General features: G+C 45.2%; 5 protein-coding genes and 1 pseudogene. All 6 read right to left on the bottom strand.

Annotated features, from left to right (window positions below; translation table 11 throughout):
- Positions 1-234: 234 nt before the first annotated feature.
- Positions 235-894 (bottom strand): sarcosine oxidase, encoded by a 660-nt coding sequence (locus ACIG3F_RS15860; RefSeq protein ID WP_312051609.1) that lies wholly within the window; start codon positions 892-894, stop codon positions 235-237.
- Between the two features lie 3 nt (positions 895-897).
- Positions 898-3,807 (bottom strand): glycine cleavage T C-terminal barrel domain-containing protein, encoded by a 2,910-nt coding sequence (locus tag ACIG3F_RS15865; RefSeq protein ID WP_312051608.1) that lies wholly within the window; start codon positions 3,805-3,807, stop codon positions 898-900.
- Entirely contained in the window at positions 3,804-4,130 is a 327-nt protein-coding gene (locus tag ACIG3F_RS15870; protein ID WP_312051607.1) for a sarcosine oxidase subunit delta, read from the bottom strand. The genes ACIG3F_RS15865 and ACIG3F_RS15870 overlap by 4 nt, the downstream gene beginning before the upstream one ends.
- A gap of 11 nt (positions 4,131-4,141) precedes the next feature.
- Positions 4,142-5,380 (bottom strand): FAD-dependent oxidoreductase, encoded by a 1,239-nt coding sequence (locus ACIG3F_RS15875; protein WP_312051606.1) that lies wholly within the window; start codon positions 5,378-5,380, stop codon positions 4,142-4,144.
- A gap of 40 nt (positions 5,381-5,420) precedes the next feature.
- Positions 5,421-6,314, bottom strand: a complete 894-nt coding sequence (locus tag ACIG3F_RS15880) for a bifunctional 5,10-methylenetetrahydrofolate dehydrogenase/5,10-methenyltetrahydrofolate cyclohydrolase (RefSeq protein WP_396470519.1) — start codon at positions 6,312-6,314, stop codon at positions 5,421-5,423.
- Positions 6,311-6,464: pseudogene (locus tag ACIG3F_RS15885) on the bottom strand (formyltetrahydrofolate deformylase); the annotation flags it as partial. The pseudogene ACIG3F_RS15885 and the gene ACIG3F_RS15880, both read right to left, overlap by 4 nt.

Genomic DNA, 6,464 nt, shown 5'->3' on the forward strand with positions numbered 1-6,464 from the left:
ATGTTCATGGATTAAGTCCCCACTTGTTTTTAGGTGGGAACTAAATTAAGGCTTATAGGATCGCTTGGTAAGGCTGTGTTAGCCGGATGCTTACAAAAATTATAGAAATTTACACTACATAATAAGATTCAATTTCTAAGAAAATGACTCTGGTTGAATTTTGGGGGATATAAAAATGATATGGCTGCCGATTGACACCAGCAGCCATAGGAAGGGCTTATAGTTGGGGGAACTTTAAAATAGTGTATTAACACCTATTACTTTACCGTTAAATTCAGCCATCGCATCAATCAGCACTTCCCATAAATATAATGATGCAGAGCGATCACACAGAATGCTAAATTTCGGACAGACTTCATCGCTGACATTCAGCACAATCGCATTGATACGTGCTACTGAAGTCTGCACAATATGGCCTGGTTTAAACTCTTCAGCACTAAGGTCTACACCGCAAAGCTTCGCCATAATGGCTGATATATACTCTCCCGTAAGTATCATCCATGCGTGGCTATCCTGGCGAGGCAACAAATAATTGAGAGATTCATCCATCTGCCAGCCAGCTTCAAGTGCAGTGACTTTGTCGCCAAAGTCCTTTAATGACCCGAGAACCAGATATTCAGTTGCAGATAGACGTCCCACAAAACTGCCATCGTCCTGTGCAAGTACGGTATTTGGTACTTCTGGTGTGCGATATCCCTTTTGCTGCAAATATGTCGCTGCATCTACACCACGGAATCCAACACGAGATAAATGAGTCAGATCAATCAGGCCACAGCGTTTAAGCTGTTCCTGCTGATTTGGTGTAGTCAGAAAATACTTGCCTGAGCCATAAGCGTCATATTTTTCAAACGTGCGCTGAATTAAACTGCGCTCTGCCTGATATAGATTTTGCATCGTTTAAATCTCCTGACGTTGGTTTTCTGGGTCGTAGAATGGTGCTTTGACTACAGTGGCCTGCACAATTTCGCCTTTTTCGACACGGATCGGGAAAGTCTGACCTTCTGTACTTTGATTGATTCCCACATAGGCCATGCCAATAATCTTGTCTAAGCTTGGTGAAAACTCACAAGACGTGATATTGCCCGAAATATCTTCACCTTCTAGTACGATATGCCCTTCCAGTGGTTGAGTCTTGGTCTTGTCTAGCACAAAAGAAACCAGTTTGCGTTTTAAAGGCTGCGATGCCAGGATTTCGATTGAACGCTTACCCACAAACCATGGTTTTGATTTTGCCACAGCCCAGCTGAGATCACATTCCTTCGGATGCGTCATGCCATCTGTATCTTGGCTAATGATGATATGTCCTTTTTCAAGACGCAGTAGACGCTGGGTTTCCACACCAAACGGCTGTATATTCCACGCTTTGCCTGCCTCCATCAGCAGATCCCAGACAAATTCACCATAACGCGCTGGATAATGGATTTCATAGCCCAACTCACCTACAAACCCGACACGAAGCAGACGGACAGGAATGCCCTGAATCGTGCCCAATCTTAAGCCTAGATACGGGAAGGCTTCATTACTGAAGTCTACATCCGTACATACTTTCTGCATTAATGCACGAGAATTTGGCCCTGCGATATTAACTGCAGCAAATGCCGTGGTCACATTGGTAATATCGACATTCAGGCGCCACTGCGCATTCCATTTCAGCATCTGCTGGTAGATACGGTCGACACCGCTGGTGGTTGCTGTGACATAAAAATGCTGTTCACTGATACGGCCAGCTACCCCATCATCAATCACCACACCATCTTCTGCAGCCATCACTGCATAGCGGGTTTTACCGACCGGTAATTTTGCAAAAGCAAAGGTATACAGACGATTCAGAAACTCGGCACTGTCTGCACCACGGATTTCTAAACCACCCAGAGTTGATACATCAATGATGCCCACATTCTGGCGCACGTTGAGTGCTTCACGTTCAATATTTTTCAAACGCTGCTCTGCTGGACCATAGAATGCCGGACGTTGCCAGTTGCCTGCAGGCATCATTTTCGCACCGAGTTCTAAGTGACGCTGATGCATTGGAGTCTGACGGTACGGATCAAAACCACGCCCGGCAATATGTGCCAGTTTTTCTGCAGTAAATGGAGGACGGGCTGTTGTCACGCCAGTTTCACTCACACTGCGATCAGTATATTTCGCGACTAAACGTGCAGTTGGCAAAGCAGAATGACGGCCTTGCGATGGTCCCATGCCGACAGTTGAGAAACGCTTGACCAGCTGTACGTCACGGTAACCACTTTTGGTTGCATTGATAATGTCACGGATTTGCAGATCTTCATCAAAGTCGACAAATTCCTTGCCTTTAGGATGCTCAAACATCGGCCATGGGAAGTTAACTGATGCTTCAATGAAGCTCAGTTCATCATCAAATTGTGTATTTTCCTGGATAGAGCGTATTGCATTCTGGGCAGTATGTTCTGCGTCTTTTAGGACATTCTCAATCGCATGTACACCATGTACCGAACCTGCAATCTGCAAGCCTTTTGGCAACCCAGTAATACTGAACTGTGCACGGTTATCAGCATAGCTCAGTTTAGCGCCTGCCTGACACAACAGTTGATACACTGGCATATAGCCTGATGACATCGCCAGTACATCACATTCCAGATGAATTGAATCTTCTGTTACCTGACCTGCCGCAGTAATCTGGCAAATATCCACACCAGTGATATGTTGCATCGCACGGTCATGCTGTGCCTCGTAAACAGTACTTCTGAAATAGCATTTCACTTTGGAAGAAACAATACGTTGCAATGCCGCATCAGCAGCACCTGCACGCATATCAACCAGAGCCTGAACCGCAATACCAGCTTCAAGCAAATCAAGTGCAGCCAGATAACCATCATCATTCCCTGTAAGAATCACTACTTTTTGGCCTGGCTTTACTGCATACAACTTGACTAAACGCTGTACGGCACTCGTTAAAATTATCCCCGGTAAATCATTGTTTCTAAATACAACTGGCTGATCAAAACTACCACTGGCCACAATGCACTGTTTCGTACGGACTTTATACATGCGTTTGCCTTGAATCACCGGCAGATAGTGATCGGTGAACCAGGCGTTACAGACTGCTTCTTTCAGTACTTTGATATTGGCATGTTGTTCAGCCGCCTGTACCAACTCATTTCTTAATTGATTTGCTAGCTGACCTGCTACGTCAAAACGCGCATAGTTCAGACTGCCGCCGAGTACTTTTTCCTGTTCAATCAGTAATACTTTCAAGCCAGTATCGGCTGCTGTAATCGCTGCTTTCAGTCCTGCCGGACCAGCACCAATCACGGCAACGTCAGTAAATAAGTATGCTTTGTCGTAGTATTCCGGCTCGAAATTCAGATCCAGCACACCCAGTCCGGCTTTTTTACGAATCATCGGTTCCCAGAGTTTCCACACACCTTTTGGCTTATAAAAAGAACGGTAATAAAAGCCTACTGGCATGAATTTAGAAAACTTGCCTAAAAATGCGTCTGAGTCTTTCAGTAAAGAACCTGAAAAATTTTGTCCTGAAGAGGTTGTGATTGTATGGATATCTGTGCAATCTGCCAGGACATTTGGTTCTTGTGGCAACTGGATCAGGGTATTGGCATCCTGACCTGCCATGGTCAGTGGCGCACGCGGACGGTGGTATTTAAATGAACGCGACATGATCCAGCGCCCACTGGCGATCAGAGCACTAGCGATACTGTCACCGGCAAAGCCGCTAAATTTCTGCTGGTCAAATTCAAACTGCACTTGTTGATCGCGGTCAATGAGCAGTCCGTAAGGTGCAGGAAGTCTATCTAAGCCTGTTTTTGTCATGCAACTACCCCTTTTTGTTCAGCAGACTGTGCTGGTTTTTCTTCTGCATTAAAATCAATGCGTTGATTAAAAATTTCTTTGGCATCATAAGTGCGGATAATTTCATCTGACGCAGTATGTCGCTCAACAATGAACCAGTAACTGCTTGGTGTATGCATCCACCATTCACGTACGATTCCAATTAAATTGTCTTTATTAAACACATAATCGGCCCATTCCTGATCAGTGCATGTGTTCTGGTCAGGCATTTCACGTACTTCACCTCCGTAGGTGAATTCACTGATATTGCGCGGACCATTGAGAGGACAAATCATTATTTTCATGGCATATCTCCTTAGTGGCTCGCCGCAGTTGCGCCCATTTCATTGACTTGCTGGAAGCGACTGAAACGTGATAGTTCAAATGGCTTGATCAGTTCTGGGGTCTTGCCAGTAGCGACCAGTTCAGCCATGGTCTTGCCGCAGATTGGTGTTGACTTGAAGCCCCATGTCCCCCAGCCAGCATCAAGGTAATAATTGTCATACGGTGATTTGCCCATAATTGGACTGTAATCCGGGGTCATATCCGTGATACCAGCCCATTGGCGCATTAACTTGGCATTCGCCATGAATGGAAACATTTCAATGGCATGTGCGAGCAGACTTTCTTTTAAATCTAGGGTAGATCGGGTGTTATACAGTGGGTAAGGATCAGAACCACCACCAAAAACAATTTCACCCCGGCTGGTTTGCTGAACATAACAGTGCAATGCCGAAGAGCTCACCAATGGATTGATAAATGGCTTAAATGGCTGTGAGACCATCGCTTGCAAAGGGAAAGTATGAATCGGTGAACGGATATGGAGTTTATTCATGAGCAAGCTAGAAGCACCAGCAATCGCCTGTACCACACAACCACACTGCACAGTACCGCGATTGGTTTTTACTGCAGTCACACGGTTGCCTTCAGTGACAAAATCTTGTACTTCAGTTAACTGATGAATCTCTACACCACGTTTGGCAGCCCCTTTGGCATAGCCCCATGCCACCGCATCATGACGTGCAGTTGCCCCGTCGATATGCCATAAACCCGCCAGTACCGGCAAATGTGCAGGATCCAGGTTCAGACATGGCACCAGTTCCTTGATCTGCTGGCGGTCAATCAATTCTGTACGCCCACCAAAATGTTTATTAACTTCGGCACGCTGACGAAATGCACGGACTGTTGAATCAGTATGCGCTAAGGTTAACTGACCACGCTCGGAATACATGATGTTGAAATCAAACTCATTGGAAAGATTCTTAAACATGTTGACCGATTCAGCATAGAATTTCACACCTTCTGAAGTCAGGTAATTAGAGCGAATCACAGCCGTGTTACGTGCGGTATTTCCCCCACCTAAATAGGCTTTCTCCAATACAGCAATATTGGTGATACCTTCATATTTAGCCAGGTAATAAGCTGTTGCCAAGCCATGCCCACCACCGCCGATGATGACCACGTCATAGTGTGATTTAAGTTCCTTCGGTGGAGGCAAATCCACTTCAACTGGATATTCACTGCTTAATCCATATTTGAGTAGTCCAAGTGGCATATGTTTTCCTCCAAGGTATCTCTGATACCTGTTTTATTTTTTAAAATATTTTTGTCTGTAATCTGGCCGCATCAAGCGTATTTTTCATAAGATAGGCAATCGTCATCGGTCCTACCCCGCCCGGAACTGGTGTGATTGCCTTTACATGCTCAACTACAGCACCAAAATCCACATCGCCAACTAGACGATTTTTTCCATCCAACTGAATGCGGTTAATGCCTACATCAATCACGACTGCATTTTCATTGAGATAATCTGTGTTGAGCATCAATGGCCGGCCGACAGCCGCAATCACAATGTCTGCCTGCTTACACAGCTGCTGAATATTTTTGGTTTTTGAATGGACAACTGTTACCGTGCAGCTTTCTTTTAAAAGCAACGCAGCCATAGGTTTGCCCACAATATTTGAACGTCCCACCACTACCGCATGTAGGCCACTTAAATCATTACCCAATGTGTCTTTGAGCAGGCGGATACAACCTGTTGGTGTGCATGGTGTCAGCACATCACGACCCTGACTTAAACCACCCACGTTCTCACTATGGAAACCGTCGACATCTTTTTTTGGATCAATGCGTTCCAGCACTGCGTTTTCATTGATATGTTTTGGCAATGGCAGCTGCACCAGGATGCCATGCACACTTGCATCTGCATTCAGTTCATCAATTTTTGCCAGCAGTACCTCTTCTGCAGTATTAGAATCCATACGAAATTCCAGCGAACGGATACCAACAAACTGCGCTTTTTCTACTTTGTTACGTACGTAGACATGGCTAGCAGGATCATCACCGATTAAAATTACGGCTAGACAAGGCTCAATACCTTTGGCTCTAAATTCCAGAACATCTGCTTTAACTTCTTCAAGTACAGCAGTGGCTGTTGCTTTGCCATCAATGATCTGCGCAGACTGAGTTAAATTTACGCTACTGTTCATTTGAATATCACCGTACGGTCATCGTTAAGGAATACACGGTGCTCGACAAAATATTTCACCGCTTTGGACAGGGCAACTGTTTCGGTATCACGGCCTATAGAAACCAGGTCATCCGGTAAATAGGCATGATCCACACGCTGTACTTCCTGT

The organism is Acinetobacter sp. NPDC052428 (assembly GCF_044547685.1).
Lineage (GTDB): Bacteria > Pseudomonadota > Gammaproteobacteria > Pseudomonadales > Moraxellaceae > Acinetobacter > Acinetobacter lwoffii_G.